Source organism: Pseudomonas sp. SDO5215_S409 (assembly GCF_054071325.1).
The window spans coordinates 23,150-38,851 of sequence record NZ_JBSVWN010000021.1 but is presented as its reverse complement, the minus strand read 5'-3'; the positions used below and the strand labels follow the sequence as shown (position 1 = coordinate 38,851).

The window sequence follows — 15,702 nt, the reverse complement described above, 5'->3', positions numbered from 1 at the left end:
CGGTAATAGCGAGTTACTTGAGTAGTGACTGGCACGGTTTTGCGCCGTTCCTTTTTTATGACCTTTGATCGCGTTATTGCCAAATCGCTGGTTACTCGCGAAATAAATGCTAAGAAACGCTATACGGACAGGCTAAAATGCGCGCCCGGCTTACCGCTGATCTTTTTTCCATGCGCCCCACAAGGTTCGCTACGTGATCGAGTTTCAAAACGTCTATAAAACCTACCGCGTCGCCGGTCAGGATATTCCCGCCCTGCACGCCACCAGCCTGCAGGTTGAAAACGGCCAGGTGTTTGGCCTGATCGGCCATTCCGGCGCAGGAAAAAGTACCCTGCTGCGCCTGATCAATCGCCTGGAGCAACCCAGCGGCGGTCAGATCAAGGTCGACGGCGAAGACGTCACCGCCCTGGACGCCAATGGCCTGCGCCGTTTCCGCCAGCAAGTCGGGATGATCTTCCAGCACTTCAACCTGCTGGCCTCCAAGACCGTGGCCGACAACGTCGCGCTGCCGCTGACACTGGCGGGCGAGCTGTCGCGCAAAGACATCGACCTGCGCGTGGCCGAACTGCTGGCGCGGGTGGGCTTGTCCGACCACGCCAAGAAGTACCCGGCGCAATTGTCCGGCGGCCAGAAGCAGCGCGTCGGCATCGCCCGCGCCCTGGCCACCCAACCTAAAATACTGCTGTGTGACGAGGCTACCAGCGCCCTCGACCCGCAAACCACGGCCTCGGTGCTGCAACTGCTGGCCGAGATCAACCGCGAACTGAAGCTGACCATCGTGCTCATCACCCACGAGATGGACGTGATCCGCCGCGTGTGCGACCAGGTGGCCGTGATGGACGCTGGCGTGATCGTGGAGCAGGGCCCGGTGGCGCAGGTGTTCCTGCACCCCACGCACCCGACCACCAAACGTTTTGTGCAAGAGTCCGAACAGGTCGATGAAGGCGAGCAGCGCGATGACTTCGCGCACGTCCCCGGCCGCATCGTGCGCCTGACGTTCCAGGGCGAAGCGACCTACGCGCCATTGCTGGGCACCATCGCTCGCGAAACAGGTGTGGACTACAGCATCCTGGCCGGTCGTATCGACCGCATCAAAGACATTCCCTACGGGCAACTGACCCTCGCCATTAGCGGTGGCGACATGGACGCCGCCTTTGCGCGCTTCACGGCCGCCGACGTGCACATGGAGGTACTGCGCTAATGGACATGTTGTTGAGTTTCTTCGCCAACATCGACTGGTCTGAAATCTGGCTGGCCACGGGCGACACCCTGACCATGCTGTTCGGCTCGCTGCTGTTCACCATCCTGCTCGGCCTGCCGCTGGGCGTGCTGTTGTTCCTGTGCAGCCCGCGCCAGCTGTTCGAGCAAAAAAGCCTGTACGCGCTGCTGTCGCTGGTCGTGAACATCCTGCGTTCGCTGCCGTTCATCATTTTGTTGATCGTGATGATTCCGTTCACCGTGCTCATCACTGGCACGTCACTGGGCGTTGCCGGGGCGATTCCGCCGCTGGTGGTGGGCGCCACGCCGTTCTTTGCGCGGCTGGTGGAAACAGCCCTGCGTGAAGTGGACCGCGGCATCATCGAGGCGACCCAATCCATGGGCGCCACCACCCGGCAGATCATCACCAACGCGCTGCTGCCGGAAGCCCGCCCGGGCATCTTTGCTGCGATTACGGTGACGGCGATTACACTGGTTTCCTACACGGCCATGGCCGGTGTGGTGGGCGCCGGTGGGCTGGGCGACCTGGCAATCCGTTTTGGATACCAGCGTTTCCAGACCGACGTGATGGTGGTCACCGTGGTGATGCTGTTGATCCTGGTGCAAATTCTACAAACCGTCGGCGACAAGCTGGTGGTGCACTTTTCTCGAAAATAACGGCCATTGCGGGCACTCGCCCGTACATGCCCGAACAAGGAGCTCGTTGATGAAAAAACTACTGGTTGCTTTCGCTGCCGTCGCCGCGTTTTCCGCCCACGCCGCCGAGACACTGACCGTCGCCGCCTCGCCGGTGCCGCACGCAGAAATCCTCGAATTCGTGAAACCTGTGCTCGCCAAAGAAGGCGTAGACCTGCAGGTCAAAGTCTTCACCGACTACGTACAACCCAACGTGCAAGTGGCCGAAAAGCGACTGGACGCCAACTTCTTCCAGCACCAGCCGTACCTGGATGAGTTCAACAAAGCCAAGGGCACCCACCTGGTGAGCGTTGGCGCCGTGCACGTCGAGCCCCTGGGCGCCTACTCCAGCAAGTACAAAACCCTGGAAGAGCTGCCAAGCGGCGCCAACGTGGTGATCCCGAACGACGCCACCAACGGCGGCCGCGCGCTGTTGCTGCTGGCCCACAAAGGCCTGATCACCCTCAAAGACCCGACCAACATTCTGTCGACCGTCAAGGATATTTCCGGCAACCCTAAAGGCCTGAAATTCCGTGAGCTGGAAGCCGCCACCCTGCCGCGCGTACTGACCCAGGTCGACCTGGCGCTGATCAACACCAACTATGCGCTGGAAGCCAAGCTGGACCCGTCCAAGGACGCCCTGGCCATCGAAGGCAAAGACTCGCCGTACGTGAATATCCTGGTGACCCGCGAAGACAACAAAGAGTCGGACGCGGTGAAAAAGCTGGTTGCCGCGCTGCACACCCCTGAAGTGAAAGCGTTCATTGCCGAGAAGTACAAAGGCGCCATCCTGCCGGCGTTCTAAGCCAGCACCTCCCGGCGGCGCCTGCGCAGCCGGTTACTTGCGCCCCAGCAAGCCGGGCAGTTGGGCGACCAGTTTCTGGTTGTTCAACGGCCCGCGAATAAACCCGCGCTGGGTGCCGTCCGGGCCGATCAGCGCCAGGTTGCCGCTGTGGTCAACCGTGTAGTTGGGTTTGCTGGTGTCGGCGGGGATGAACGGGATGCTCACGGCATTCGACACCTTCTGCACGTCCTCCACGTTCGCGCCGGTCAGGCCTTCAAACTGCGGGTCAAAGTAGCCCAGGTATTGCTTGAGCTGGGTTGGCGTGTCGCGGTTCGGGTCCACGCTCACCAAAATCACCTGCAAGTTGCCCACCGCGTCCTTGGGCAGTTCGCTCTTGATTTGCCGCAACTGCGCCAGGGTGGTCGGGCAGATGTCGGGGCAGAAGGTGTAGCCAAAAAACAGCAGGCTCCACTTGCCCTTCAACTCATTGACCAGCACCGGCTGGCCGTCCTGGTTGGTCATCGTCACCGGCGGCAGCTGGCGGCTTTGTGGCAGCAGGATAATGCCCGCGTCGATCAGCGCCGTGGTGTCGCCCTGGCCCTTGCCGTTCAGCACTTTGTTGACGGTCAGGCCCATGATCAACGCGACCACGGCCACCAGGATGAAGACAGTTTTTTGAGTTCGAGTCATAGGTTCAACAATAAGTAGTGGTCTACGAGCAGGGCGATAAACAGCGCGAATAAGTACCCGATAGAGTACTTGAAGGTGTTGATCGCCGCGTGCGGCCGACTGCCACGGTACAGCACCCAGGCCCATTGCAGAAAGCGCGCACCCAATAGCAGCGCGCAGCCCAGGTACAGCGGGCCGCTCATGTGGATCACATACGGCATGAGGCTCACCGCCAGCAGGGCGAAGGTGTAGAGCAGGATGTGCACCTTGGTGTAGTGCTCGCCGTGGGTCACCGGCAGCATCGGGATGTCGGCCTTGGCGTATTCCTCCTTGCGGTGGATGGCCAGCGCCCAGAAATGCGGCGGGGTCCAGGCAAAGATGATCAGCACCAGCAACAGCGGCTCGGCGCTGACATGCCCCGTGACCGCCACCCACCCCAACAGCGGCGGCGCGGCACCGGCCAGGCCGCCGATCACGATGTTCTGCGGCGTGGCCCGCTTGAGAAAGCCCGTATAGATCACCGCGTACCCCAGCAGCGACGCCAGCGTTAGCCAGGCGGCCAGCGTGTTGGTGAACGCCAGCAACAGCGCCAGCCCGGCTACCGCCAGCAGCAGGGCGAAGGTCAACGCGGCGAGCGGTGAAACCCGGCCCTCTGCCAGCGGCCGTTTATGGGTGCGCGCCATCACCGCGTCGATACGCCGGTCCACCACATGGTTGACCGCCGCCGCGCCGCCCGCACACAGGCCGATCCCCAGGTTGCCGAACACCAGCACCGTCCACGGCACCCCGGCGCGGGTGGCGAGGAACATCCCCACCAGCGAGGTGATGAGCATCAGCACCACCACCTTGGGCTTGGTCAGCTCCAGGTAATCGCGCCAGAGCGCCTGGCGGTGGCGCACGCCGGTCAAGGCCGCCATGGCATTTCTCCTTTGATCGTGACCAGGCCCGCCACGTGTTTACGCGGGCTCAAGCGCCAGCCGAACAGCGATAGGTGCCGCACCCGCACCAGGCTGGTCCGGGCGTGGTAGTTGACCAGCACCAGGGTCAGCAACAACGCCGCACCGCCCGCGTTATGGGCAACCGCCACCGGCAGTGGCAAATGGAAATACACGTTGCTCAGGCCCAGGCCGATTTGGGTGGCGAGCGCCACCAGCAGCAGCCCGGCAAGGCGCGTCATGCCCACGCCCTTGAGCTGCCACGCCAACCCCAGCAACACGGCGGTGACCGCCAGCGCGCCCGCCCGGTGGGTGAGGTGAATCGCCGTGCGCGCGTCGCTGTCCAACTGCCCCCCCAGATAATTGGGGCCGATGTGCTGGGTGAGGTGAAAGCCGTTGGCGAAGTCTGCCGCGGGCCACCACTCCCCGTGGCAGGTGGGCAAGTCGATGCACGCCACCGCCGCGTAATTGGCACTCACCCAGCCGCCCAGCGCGATCTGGCCGATCACCAGCACCAGCCCGGCCGTGGCCCAGTGTTGCAGGCGCCGGGGCACGATCAACGCCGGTAACACGCCGGACAACCGCAACGTCAGCAAAAACAGCAGGCTCAAGGTGGCGAAGCCGCCCAGCAGATGGCCGGTGACCACTTGCGGCCAGAGCTTGAGCGTGACCGTCCACATGCCAAACGCCGCCTGGGTGAACACCACCGCCAGCACAAACAGCGGCAGCTTCAACGGCTGCCCGGGGCGCTGGCGATCGGCCCAGGCCCGCGCCGCCAACAGCACGATCAACAGGCCCAGGGTCCCGGCAAAATAGCGGTGGACCATCTCGTTCCAGCCCTTGTCCGCCTCCACCGGCGCGTGCGGGAAATTCAGCTCGGCATGGGCCAGCTGGGCCTCGCTTTTCGGCACGCTGATAAAGCCGTAGCAGCCCGGCCAGTCCGGGCAGCCGAGGCCTGCGTGGGTCAGGCGGGTGTAGGCCCCCAGCAGCACCACGATCAGCGCGAGCAGGGTGGCAAACAACGCGAGGCGAAATCCAGGTTTGGCCATGACGGTGCCCTTATCCGATGTTCGACAGTTTCAGCAGATGGCGCAGGTCGTTGAGCAGGTCCTTGCCCTTGACCCCGGCGCCATAGCGCAGCACGAGGTTGCCGTGGGGGTCGACGATCCAGAGCTGGGCCTCGCCATGGGCGGCGGCTGCTTTATTAAAGGTGGGCACGTCCAGCGGGTAACGCTGCAATTGCGGGTACTCGGCCTCAAGCATGGCGCTGTATTCGCCGCTGAGCGGCTGCGCCACGGCCAGGGCGTGGCTGGCGCGGGAGGCGTCGCGGCCCAGGCCGATCTGCAATTGGCGGGCGAGGTACACCAATTGCTGGCAGTCGGCGGCGCAGGCGGCCGGTGCGGTGACCAGCAGTTGCCAGCGCGTCTCACTGGCCTGCACGCCGATGTCGGCGCGGGTCTGGCCATTGCCGATCAGCTCACCGTGGTAGCTGCGGCTGTGCGGCACCCAGAACTGCAATTTGTACATAAAGGTGGCGAGCACGATGGGGCCGATCACCATTGCCAGGATCAACAGCAGTTGCCAGCGCCCCTTGCGCCGGTCGGGCAGGGCATCAGAGGTGTTGGGTGGATTCATGGCTGTCCCCATGGTGCGGCTCCTTTGCGTTGTGCCATCCGAGGTAGAGGTAAAGGCCCAGCAGCGCCAGCGCCATGGCGAACCATTGCACGGCGTAGCCCTGGTGTTTTTCCGGGCCCATGGCCACCACCGGCCAGCGGGTGTCGTACGTGGCCGGGCCCGCGTCGGCGCGCAGCTCGTAGGCGAAGCCGTCGCGGCCCAGTTCGGCCCACAGCGCGCCGGGGTGCAGGGCGGTCAGCAGGCGAGGCCAGGCCGTGCCCGCAGGGTCGGCGTGCAGCTGGAAGGTTTCGCCGGGGGGGACGTACACCCACGCATCGATGTTCAACGGCTGCTCGGGGGTGGTGAACACGGGCGGCGTGCGCCGGTCGGGCCAGGGCACCCAGCCGCGATTGAGCAACAGCCACAGGCCGCTGGCCTGGTCGTGAAAGGGTTGCAGCAACTCGACGCCAGCCTTGCCGTCGCGCAGGCGGTTGTCCAGCCACACGCTGTGCGCCGCATCGAACTGGCCACGCAGGTGGACCCGGCGAAAGGCCGGGTCGGCCATGGCCGTCAACTGTATGCTGCTGATGGGTTCGGCGGCGCGGCGCTCGGCGTAGGTGTCCAGCAGCACGTGTTTTTCATGGCCTCGCGACAGTTGCCAGAACCCCAGGTCCACCAGCACCGGCAGCAGCAAGAACACCACCAGCGTCGGCGCAATGCCCGGGCGAAAGCGTTTCATGGCGTTACCGCAGGGCGGATGACCGCGCTGGCTATACTGACTCTCATTGCCCGCCCCCCATAAGCGCCCGGAGCCCGACCATGCTCAAAGCCATCATTGCCCTGATGCTGATCGCTACCGTCGTGAGCCTGTTCAGTGGCTTGTTTTTTCTGGTCAAGGACGAGGGCAACGCCAACCGCCTCGTCACCGCCTTGACCGTACGTGTGGTGCTGGCCGTGATCACCCTGGCGTTGATCACCTGGGGCTTTTTCAGCGGCCAGCTGGTGTCACACGCGCCGTGGTAAACCGCCCTACAGCACGTAGACGAAGAAAAACAGGCCGATCCACACCACATCCACAAAGTGCCAGTACCAACTGGCCGCCTCGAAACCGAACTGGTGCCCGGCATCAAAGTGCCCGCGCAAGATGCGCATCAGCATCACGAACAAAATGATCGTGCCGATGGTCACGTGGGCGCCATGAAAGCCTGTGAGCATGAAGAAAGTCGCGCCGTACACGCCAGAACCCAGGGTAAGGCCCAGCTCTTTATAGGCGTGAATGTATTCCTCGGCCTGAAAGCCCAGAAACGCCGCCCCCAGTAGCACCGTGATCGCCAGCCACAGCTTGAGCGCGCCGCGATGGCCTTTACGCAAGGCATGGTGGGCGATGGTGATGGTCACGCTGGAGCTCACCAGCAGAATCGTATTGACCAGCGGCAACCCCCACGGGCTGATGGTGCCTTGCGGCGCGGGGTACAGCTTGGGGTCGGGGTTGTTGAGCAGCGGCCAGGTGAACTCGAAGTTGGGCCACAGCAGGTGCGCGACGCCCTTGTGGCCCTCACCGCCCAGCCACGGGCCCGACAAGTGCCGCACGTAAAACAGTGCGCCGAAGAACGCGATGAAAAACATCACTTCAGAAAAGATGAACCAGCTCATGCCCCAGCGGAACGAGCGGTCCATTTGCGCGCTGTACAGCCCGGCGCGGCTTTCTTTGATGACCGCGCCAAACCAGCCGAACATCATGTAGGCCAGCAGCAACCCCCCGACGAAAAAGATCAGCGGGCCGTGGGATTCGGGGCGCGCGGCCTTGAGGTCATTGAACCAGGTGGCCAGCCCAAACACGGTGATGAGCATGCCCAGCGTGGCAATTATTGGCCATTTGCTTTGCGATGGTACGTAGTACGTATCATGAGTCGACATGTATTCGCTCTCCTGATTGAGCCCGCAGGCACGCCTAGCCGCCGGTATGGACGGCCACGGGCGGCTGGCGCGCGGTGATGTCAAACAGCGTGTACGCCAGGGTCAAATGCTTCACATCCTTGGGCATGTCACGGTCGACAATGAAGCGCACGGGCATCTCGATGCGCTGACCGGGTTGCAGCACCTGCTGGGTGAAGCAAAAGCATTCGGTCTTGTGGAAGTACATCGCCGCTTCCGCCGGGGAAATGCTCGGCACCGCCTGGGCGGTCATGGCCTTGTCGGTGGGGTTGTAGGCCACGAACAGCATCTCGTTGACGGCGCCGGGGTTGACCGTCACCTCGTCGGCCTTGGCGTGGAACTCCCAGACCATGTCGATGGCATTGGTGGACAAAAACTGCACCCGCACCTGGCGCGTCGGGTCGACGATTTGCTCGCCCTCGTACTGCCCGGCGGTCTTGCCGTTGATGCCAAAGGCCTTGCACATCACGTCGTAGATCGGCACCAGGGCAAAGCCGAAGGCGAACATGGCCACCACCAGGATCAGCAGGCGGGTGACCAGCCGCTTGAGGGGCACGGACTCAGCCATGGTCGCCTCCCCGCCGCCTGCGCCCGGTGTTCATTTGACCTCCGGCGGGGTGGTGAAGGTGTGGTAGGGCGCGGGCGACGGCACGCTCCATTCCAGGCCTTCGGCGCCGTCCCACGGCTTGGCCGGGGCGGGTTTGCCGCCGCGAATGCACTTGATCACGATGAACAGAAAGAAGATCTGCGTGGCGCCAAAGGTAAACGCGCCAATCGACGACACCATGTTGAAATCGGCGAACTGCAGGTTGTAGTCCGGCACCCTGCGCGGCATGCCGGCAAGGCCTACGAAGTGCATCGGAAAAAACGCCAGGTTCATCCCCACGAACGACAGCCAGAAATGCAGCTTGCCCAGGGTTTCGTCGTACATGTGGCCGGTCCATTTCGGCAGCCAGTAGTAGGCCGAGGCGAAGATCCCGAAGATGGCGCCCGGCACCAGGACGTAATGGAAGTGCGCCACCACAAAGTAGGTGTCGTGGTACTGGAAGTCCGCGGGCGCGATGGCCAGCATCAGGCCCGAGAACCCACCGATGGTGAACAGGATCACGAACGCCACTGCAAACAGCATCGGCGTTTCAAAGGTCAGCGAGCCTTGCCACATGGTGCTGACCCAGTTGAACACCTTCACGCCCGTCGGCACTGCGATCAGCAGGGTGGCGTACATGAAGAACAACTCGCCCACCAACGGGATGCCCACCACGAACATGTGGTGCGCCCACACGATAAACGACAGGAACGCGATGCTGGCCGTGGCGTACACCATGGAGGTGTAGCCAAACAGCGGCTTGCGCGAGAAGGTCGGGATGATCGAGCTGACGGCGCCAAACGCCGGCAGGATCATGATGTACACCTCGGGGTGGCCGAAGAACCAGAACACGTGCTGGAACAACACCGGGTCACCCCCGCCCGCCGCGCTGAAGAAGCTGGTGCCGAAGTGGATGTCCATCAGCATCATGGTCACGCAGCCGGCCAGCACGGGCATCACGGCAATCAGCAGGAACGCGGTGATCAGCCAGGTCCACACGAACAGCGGCATTTTCATCAGGGTCATGCCGGGGGCGCGCAGGTTGAGGATGGTCGCGACCACGTTGATCGCCCCCATGATCGAGCTGACGCCCATCAAGTGGATGGCAAAGATGAAAAACGTCACGCTCTCCGGCGCATAGGTGGTGGACAGCGGGGCGTAGAAGGTCCAGCCAAAGTTGGGCCCGCCGCCGGGCATCAGCAGGGTAGACACCAACATCAGAAACGCCGCGGGCAACAGCCAGAAGCTGAAGTTGTTCATACGCGGTAGGGCCATGTCGGGCGCGCCGATCATCAACGGGATCATCCAGTTGGCCAGGCCGACGAAGGCTGGCATCACCGCACCAAACACCATCACCAGGCCGTGCATGGTGGTCATCTGGTTGAAGAACGCCGGTTCCACGATCTGCAAGCCGGGCTGGAACAGCTCGGCGCGGATCACCATGGCGAACGAGCCGCCCAGCAGAAACATGGCAAAGCTGAACCACAGGTACATCGTGCCGATGTCTTTGTGGTTGGTGGTCAGCACCCAGCGCATCAGGCCTTTGGCGGGGCCGTGGGCGTGGTCAGCGGCGTGACCATGATCGTCGATCACAGCGCTCATGGGCGTTCTCCTGCAAACGAGTGGGCGAAGGGGGTCAGGGCGTATGCAATGCGGGCGGTCATTGGCTTTCTGCCTGTTTCAAGGCCAGCACGTCTTTGGGCGTGACCATGTCGCCTTTGTTGTTGCCCCAGGCGTTGCGCTCGTAGGTCACGACAGCCGCGATGTCCACTTCCGAGAGCTGCTTGCCGAACGCCGCCATGGCCGTGCCCGGCTTGCCGTGGTAGACGATGCTCAAGTGGCCCTCCTTGGGCCCGGTGGCGATCTTGGAGCCCTTGAGCGCGGGGAACATCGGTGGCAGGCCCTGGCCTTCGGCCTGGTGACAGGCCACGCACGTGGTGTGGTAGACCTTGTCGCCGCGCGCCACCAGCTCGTCCAGCGTCCACTCCTTGGAGGTCAGCTCCTTGAGTTTGGCCGCTTCTTCCTTGCGCTCGCCGAGCCAGGTGTCGTAGTCGGCCCTGGACTTGACCTCCACCACAATCGGCATGAAGCCGTGGTCTTTGCCACATAGCTCGGCGCATTGCCCCCGGTAGAGGCCGGGCTTCTCGACCCGGGTCCAGGCCTCGTTGACGAAGCCCGGGATGGCATCGCGCTTGACCGCAAACGCTGGCACCCACCACGAATGGATCACGTCGGCGGCAGTGACCAAAAAGCGCACCTTGGCCCCCACCGGCAGCACCAGCGGCTGATCGACTTCCAGCAAGTAGTGCTCGCCCTTGTCGGCCTTGTTGTGAATCTGCTCGGCGGGCGTGGCCAGGTTGCTGAAGAACTCGACGTCCTGGCCCAGGTATTTGTAGTGCCACTTCCACTGGTAGCCGGTGACTTGGATATCGATATCCGACTCACTGCTGTCGTAGATGTTGATCAGGGTCTTGGTGGCCGGAATGGCCATTGCCACGAGAATCAGCAAAGGCACCACGGTCCAGAGGATCTCAACCGTCGTGCTCTCGTGGAATTTGGCGGCGACCTGGCCGGTGGAGCGGCGGTGCACGATCATCGACCAGAACATCGCGCCAAACACGATGATGCCGATCACCACGCAGATCCAGAAAATGGTCATGTGCAAATCGAAGACAGCGTGGCTGACTTCAGTGGCCCCTGGCGCCATATTCGTGGTCCAGGCGGCTTGCGCCTGGCTGAATACCGACCACAACACAAGGCCCATCCAAACAGGTGGATGTCGCGTCATTGCGGGTTCCCCTTATGATTCTTGTTATCCCGCCGGTGTGCACCTGCGGCCAAGGGAGCGGCTTCCATACTGCTTACAACCGCCAAGCCTTGCCTGCCTCATGCAGTCGGGCGTCATCAGCTAATTGCGTACAAAACCGAGTATAGACAGCGACCGGCACCCCGCAATGCGATCGGGCAAATGAACAAAAAACGACCAACGGTGAGGGGCCGCACCGCGCTTACCGGCGAAAGATGGCAATTTGATATAACTGCCTTGTATTAGGCGTGAAATAATTATGACGAATACGTCTGATGAGCTCGTATAAACGAGCTACCTTATGCTTCCCCTATCCCAACGCCTGTTTCCCTGGAGCTTTCATGAACACCGCCGCATTGCGCGAGCAGATTTCCCGTGCCCGTCAACACGAAACCAGCACTGGCCAGCTCGCCCGGCAGCTGGAGGCGCAACTACCGCATTTGCACCCCGCTATCGCCTTGCCCGACGTCGACGCCAAGGGCGTGCTGACCCGTTTTGTGGGCGCCTACATCGACCAGGTGCCCGAACTGCTGGAGGCCGCCAATGCGGTGGCCCGTGAAGCCGGGATCGAAAGCCAGATCAAGCCGGTGCTGAAGATCGCCGAGCAGTTTTTCCTGGCGCCGCCCGCCATCGTGGCCGAGCACGAAGGCCTGCACGGCCTGCTGGACGAGGCCTACCTGGCGCACCGCTTGGTGGAAGAGGTCAACGACCTGTATATCAAGCACTTCGGCCAGCCGCTGATCCCGCTGGACACCACCGTGGCCAACCTGATCGCCCACCAGTTGATCGGCGAGACATTTGCCAACCAGTTGGACGAAGCCGTGCACCATGCGGTGGATGAAATGCTCAACGAAGACAGCTTCGCCCTGGAATCGGTGGAAGCCTACCGCGACACGCTCAAGAGCCCGCAAACGGACGCCGCGTGGAAACGCTGGCCGTGCCTGTCCCGCCAACTGGGCGTGGGGCTGGACCTCGACACGCCGGCCTGACGTGCATGAGGTGGGAGCGCAGGCGCTCCCACCCGGGGCGACCGGTGGCTCAGACCGCCGCCGAACCTATGCCGGTGGTGGTGCGCAAACGCCCCTCCAGCCGACGCTTCAAGCCGCGCGCCTCGATCACCAACTTGGAGCCCTTGGCTGCGTTGGCCCGGCCCCATTCCTCCAACAGTTCCAGGCAGGAGTGGTCGATGTAACTCAGGTTATTCAAGGGCACGTGCAGCGTGGTCCCGGCGGGCACCGAAGCCAGCACCTGGGTCAGGGCGGGCACTTTGAGAAAGGTCGCCGCGCCGGTCAGCCGCAGCTCCATTTCACCGGCCTGCGGCACGTCCACCAGGCTGACCTTCAGCCGGGATGCCTTCCACGCCAGCTTCGCCAGCGTCAGCCCGAAACCCACCAACACGCCGGTCAGCAGGTCGGTAAAGACAATCGCCAGCGCGGTGGCCGCGTAGGTGAACATGGGCATCCGGCCATACCGCGCCAAACCACGAAACGCGTTGAGGTTGACCAGTTTGATCCCGGTGTACACCAACACGCCCGCCAGGCTCGCCACCGGAATGCTTTGCAGCACGCTGGACAGCAACAGCACGAACGCCAGCAACCACAGGCCATGAAACATGGCCGACAGACGCGTGGTGGCCCCGGCCTGCACGTTGGCCGAACTGCGTACGATCACGCCGGTCATCGGCAAGGCACCCAACAACCCGCAGAGCATGTTGCCCACACCTTGCGCCGACAATTCCTTATCGAAATCGGACCGTTGCCCATTGTGCATGCGATCGACCGCCGCCGCTGACAGCAGGGTTTCGGCGCTGGCGATAAACGCCACGGCAAAGGCGGCGACCAACAGACTGGGGTCGGCCAGGCTCAGCAGGTCGGCAGGGCGCAGCCAGTCGATGGCATCGGCCAGGTTTTGCGGAACCTCCACGCGCTTGACCTGCAAGGCCAGCAGCAGGCTCGCCGCCGTGGCCAGGCCCACCCCCAAGAGGGCTCCCGGTACAAAGCGCAGCGCTTGTGGGCGGAACTTGTCCCACAGCCACATCACCAGAATCGTCGCCAGCCCCAGCAAACCGGCCTGCCAGCCCAACCCGCCCCCTGCGCCGGGAATGGCGCGGGCCACGGCCCCCGGGAACGCCGCAAGGTTGCCAAGCCCGGACGGCAGCGGCGCCGCATCGAGCATCACATGCACTTGCGAAAGCACAATCAACACCCCGATCCCCGCAAGCATCCCGTACACCACCGCAGGCGCCGTCACCCGGAACCAGCACCCCAGGCGCAACCGCCCGGCCACCAGTTGCAGCAAACCCGCCAGCAGCAAAATAGGCCCGAGCATGGCCATGCCATGCTGGCGCACCAGTTCAAACACCAATACCGCAAGCCCGGCTGCCGGGCCGCTGACCTGCAGCGGCGAACCCGCCAGCCAGCCCACCACCACACCACCGATGATCCCGGTGATCAAGCCTTTGGCGGGCGGCATGCCAGACGCGATCGCGATGCCCATGCACAAGGGCAGGGCGACCAGAAACACAACCACCGAAGCCAACAGCTCCCGTGGCAGTACAGCTTTCAATTGAGCAGCACGCATGATGACTCTCCCGAGGCATTCGCCGGGCACGGCAAAGCCTGGCTGCTCTAACGGCAGCCATCGCATTACCCGGCAGGGAAGTGTGTTAGAAGCGCGCTTTAGGCGTCGCCGACGGGATCGGTTGAGTACCGTTCAACGGCAGGAAAGCCGCCTTGTCCGCATCGTAGGTTTTGATTTCGCTGGTTTCGATGTTGTACACCCAGCCATGGATGAACAAATGCCCATTAGCCATGCGCGAGGCCACCGACGGGTGGGTGCGCAAATGTTGCAGCTGGGCGATCACGTTTTCTTCGGTCAACAACGGCATGCTTTCGCTTTCACTGGCGCAGTTGCAGTTGTCCTGAATCATGGTGCGTGCCACTTCGGCGTGCCGCAGCCAGGCTTTGACCGTGGGCATTTTTTCCAGGCTCTGGGGGTTGAGCACGGCGCGCATGGCACCGCAATCGGAATGGCCACACACGATGATGTGCTGCACGCCCAGGGCCAGCACCGCGTATTCGATGGCGGTGGACACACCGCCGTTCATCTGGCCGTAGGGCGGCACGACGTTGCCCACGTTGCGGGTCACGAACAAATCGCCCGGCGAGCTCTGGGTGATCAGTTCGGGCACGATGCGCGAGTCGGCGCAGGTGATAAACATCGCCCGCGGACTCTGCGCCGTGGCGAGTTTCTTGAAGAGCTCTTCCTGCTGCGGAAACACTTCGGTATGGAAGCGCAAAAAACCGTCAACAATGTGCTGCAGCGCTGCATCGGCGGACTCCGCCTTTTGAGGGGCTGAAGCCGACGCAGCCAACGGCTGTTTATCCTTGTCACTCATGATTCATCCTCGTGGTGGGAACAGGAGAGTTTCCAGGTCGGTTGGGTAACGGACCAGTGCAATAGTTGGAAAATTCCACCGGCCGTAACGCCGATTCATTTCTCACTGGATGAAGAAAGTACCCGCCGAAACTTAACTCAAACTGAATGAACCGCTCTAGCTCGCGGGTTTCAGTGATGTCAAAACGCGACTATTCCGACAGGAAAGTCCATTTTACCCACAACTCACAGCAATGCCATCTGCCTGCCGGGCGGGCAGAAGGCGGTGCAGTCCAGATTGAACCCGTCGCGCCGGTCGAGGCCCAGGCGCTTGATGGCCTTGGCAAAACGTTGCGCCAGCAGATCGGCAAACGGCCCCTCACCGCGCATGCGTACGCCGAAGCGGCTGTCGTAAACCCCGCCACCGCGTACTTGGCGTACCAGGCTCATCACATGCGCGGCGCGCTGGGGGTAATGCGCCGCCAGCCACTCCTCAAAGAGCGGCGCCACTTCCAACGGCAGGCGCAACATCATGTAGGCCGCGCTTTGTGCTCCAGCGGCGTGCGCCTGGGTCAGCAGGCTTTCCAGCTCACTGTCGTTGATCATCGGGATCATCGGTGAGCACAACACGCCCACCGGCACCCCGGCTTCGCGCATCACCCGGATCGCCCGCAGCCGGGCCTTGGGCGCGGCTGCGCGCGGTTCCAGGATGCGCTTGAGCTCATCGTCCAGGCTGGTGAGGCTGATCATCACCGCCACCAGCCGCTGCCGGGCCAGTTCGGCCAAAAGGTCCAGATCACGCAGGATCAGCGAGCCTTTGGTGACGATGGTCACCGGGTGGCGATAACGCAGCAACACTTCAAGGACCTGCCGAGTGATCCGGTATTCGCGCTCGATGGGTTGGTAGGGATCGGTATTGGCCCCCAGGTTGATCGGCCCGCACACATAACCGGGTTTCGATAATTGCTGCTCCAGCACCTGGGCGGCGTTGGTCTTGGCGATCAGCTTGGTTTCGAAGTCCAGCCCCGGGGACAAGTCCCAATAGGCATGGCTGGGCCGTGCATAGCAGTAGATACAGACATGCTAGGCTATACGTTCCATCGCA

15 protein-coding genes and 2 pseudogenes are annotated in these 15,702 nt (G+C 62.8%); 5 read left to right on the top strand and 12 right to left on the bottom strand.

The window, feature by feature from the left end; all coding sequences use genetic code 11:
• Positions 1–193: 193 nt before the first annotated feature.
• Genes ACW9H9_RS13205 through ACW9H9_RS13195 form a run of 3 tightly spaced genes read left to right on the top strand, consistent with a single transcriptional unit; the run spans position 194 to position 2,698 of the window.
• Positions 194–1,201: a methionine ABC transporter ATP-binding protein gene (locus tag ACW9H9_RS13205; RefSeq protein ID WP_457343634.1), complete on the top strand. Its 1,008-nt coding sequence runs from the start codon at positions 194–196 to the stop codon at positions 1,199–1,201.
• Positions 1,201–1,875 carry a methionine ABC transporter permease gene (locus ACW9H9_RS13200; protein WP_457343633.1) on the top strand — a complete coding sequence of 225 codons (675 nt, stop codon included), beginning with the start codon at positions 1,201–1,203 and terminating at the stop codon, positions 1,873–1,875. Before ACW9H9_RS13205 ends, ACW9H9_RS13200 begins: the two co-directional genes overlap by 1 nt.
• A 49-nt stretch (positions 1,876–1,924) precedes the next feature.
• Positions 1,925–2,698 (top strand): MetQ/NlpA family ABC transporter substrate-binding protein, encoded by a 774-nt coding sequence (locus ACW9H9_RS13195; protein ID WP_457343632.1) that lies wholly within the window; start codon positions 1,925–1,927, stop codon positions 2,696–2,698.
• A gap of 33 nt (positions 2,699–2,731) precedes the next feature.
• On the opposite strand, the gene ACW9H9_RS13190 is transcribed toward ACW9H9_RS13195, so the two are convergent.
• From ACW9H9_RS13190 to ACW9H9_RS13170, 5 genes are read right to left on the bottom strand one after another with little or no spacing between them, the layout of a single operon-like run.
• Positions 2,732–3,367, bottom strand: a complete 636-nt coding sequence (locus tag ACW9H9_RS13190) for an SCO family protein (protein ID WP_457343631.1) — start codon at positions 3,365–3,367, stop codon at positions 2,732–2,734.
• Positions 3,364–4,263: a heme o synthase gene (gene cyoE / locus ACW9H9_RS13185; RefSeq protein ID WP_457343630.1), complete on the bottom strand. Its 900-nt coding sequence runs from the start codon at positions 4,261–4,263 to the stop codon at positions 3,364–3,366. Before cyoE ends, ACW9H9_RS13190 begins: the two co-directional genes overlap by 4 nt.
• The gene (locus ACW9H9_RS13180; protein ID WP_457343629.1) at positions 4,251–5,330 is read right to left on the bottom strand and encodes a COX15/CtaA family protein; all 1,080 of its coding nucleotides are present in this window, start codon (positions 5,328–5,330) and stop codon (positions 4,251–4,253) included. The genes cyoE and ACW9H9_RS13180 overlap by 13 nt, the downstream gene beginning before the upstream one ends.
• Before the next feature lie 10 nt (positions 5,331–5,340).
• Positions 5,341–5,928: a hypothetical protein gene (locus ACW9H9_RS13175; RefSeq protein ID WP_457343628.1), complete on the bottom strand. Its 588-nt coding sequence runs from the start codon at positions 5,926–5,928 to the stop codon at positions 5,341–5,343.
• Positions 5,894–6,634, bottom strand: a complete 741-nt coding sequence (locus ACW9H9_RS13170) for an SURF1 family protein (protein WP_457343627.1) — start codon at positions 6,632–6,634, stop codon at positions 5,894–5,896. Before ACW9H9_RS13170 ends, ACW9H9_RS13175 begins: the two co-directional genes overlap by 35 nt.
• A gap of 80 nt (positions 6,635–6,714) precedes the next feature.
• On the opposite strand from ACW9H9_RS13170, the gene ACW9H9_RS13165 reads away from it, so the two are divergent.
• Positions 6,715–6,918 carry a twin transmembrane helix small protein gene (locus ACW9H9_RS13165; protein ID WP_457343626.1) on the top strand — a complete coding sequence of 68 codons (204 nt, stop codon included), beginning with the start codon at positions 6,715–6,717 and terminating at the stop codon, positions 6,916–6,918.
• A gap of 6 nt (positions 6,919–6,924) precedes the next feature.
• Here ACW9H9_RS13165 and ACW9H9_RS13160 read toward each other — a convergent pair whose 3' ends face one another.
• From ACW9H9_RS13160 to coxB, 4 genes are read right to left on the bottom strand one after another with little or no spacing between them, the layout of a single operon-like run.
• Complete coding sequence (locus ACW9H9_RS13160) at positions 6,925–7,812, bottom strand: cytochrome c oxidase subunit 3 (protein ID WP_457343625.1); 888 nt, start codon at positions 7,810–7,812, stop codon at positions 6,925–6,927.
• Positions 7,813–7,846: 34 nt separating this feature from the next.
• The gene (locus tag ACW9H9_RS13155; RefSeq protein WP_457343623.1) at positions 7,847–8,398 is read right to left on the bottom strand and encodes a cytochrome c oxidase assembly protein; all 552 of its coding nucleotides are present in this window, start codon (positions 8,396–8,398) and stop codon (positions 7,847–7,849) included.
• A 30-nt stretch (positions 8,399–8,428) separates the two neighbouring features.
• Complete coding sequence (gene ctaD, locus ACW9H9_RS13150; protein ID WP_457343622.1) at positions 8,429–10,018, bottom strand: cytochrome c oxidase subunit I; 1,590 nt, start codon at positions 10,016–10,018, stop codon at positions 8,429–8,431.
• A gap of 58 nt (positions 10,019–10,076) precedes the next feature.
• Entirely contained in the window at positions 10,077–11,204 is a 1,128-nt protein-coding gene (coxB, locus tag ACW9H9_RS13145; protein WP_457343621.1) for a cytochrome c oxidase subunit II, read from the bottom strand.
• Between the two features lie 359 nt (positions 11,205–11,563).
• On the opposite strand from coxB, the gene ACW9H9_RS13140 reads away from it, so the two are divergent.
• The gene (locus ACW9H9_RS13140) at positions 11,564–12,211 is read left to right on the top strand and encodes a hypothetical protein (protein WP_457343680.1); all 648 of its coding nucleotides are present in this window, start codon (positions 11,564–11,566) and stop codon (positions 12,209–12,211) included.
• Between the two features lie 30 nt (positions 12,212–12,241).
• Here the strand turns inward: ACW9H9_RS13140 and ACW9H9_RS13135 are convergent.
• The 3 genes and pseudogenes from ACW9H9_RS13135 to ACW9H9_RS13125 form a co-directional block, all read right to left on the bottom strand.
• A pseudogene (locus tag ACW9H9_RS13135) lies at positions 12,242–13,802 on the bottom strand (SulP family inorganic anion transporter); the annotation flags it as partial.
• 85 nt (positions 13,803–13,887) lie between these two features.
• On the bottom strand, positions 13,888–14,619 hold the full coding sequence (locus ACW9H9_RS13130; RefSeq protein WP_457343620.1) for a carbonic anhydrase: 732 nt from the start codon (positions 14,617–14,619) through the stop codon (positions 13,888–13,890).
• Positions 14,620–14,843: 224 nt separating this feature from the next.
• Positions 14,844–15,680, bottom strand: a pseudogene (locus tag ACW9H9_RS13125) (PA0069 family radical SAM protein); the annotation flags it as partial.
• Positions 15,681–15,702: the final 22 nt, after the last annotated feature.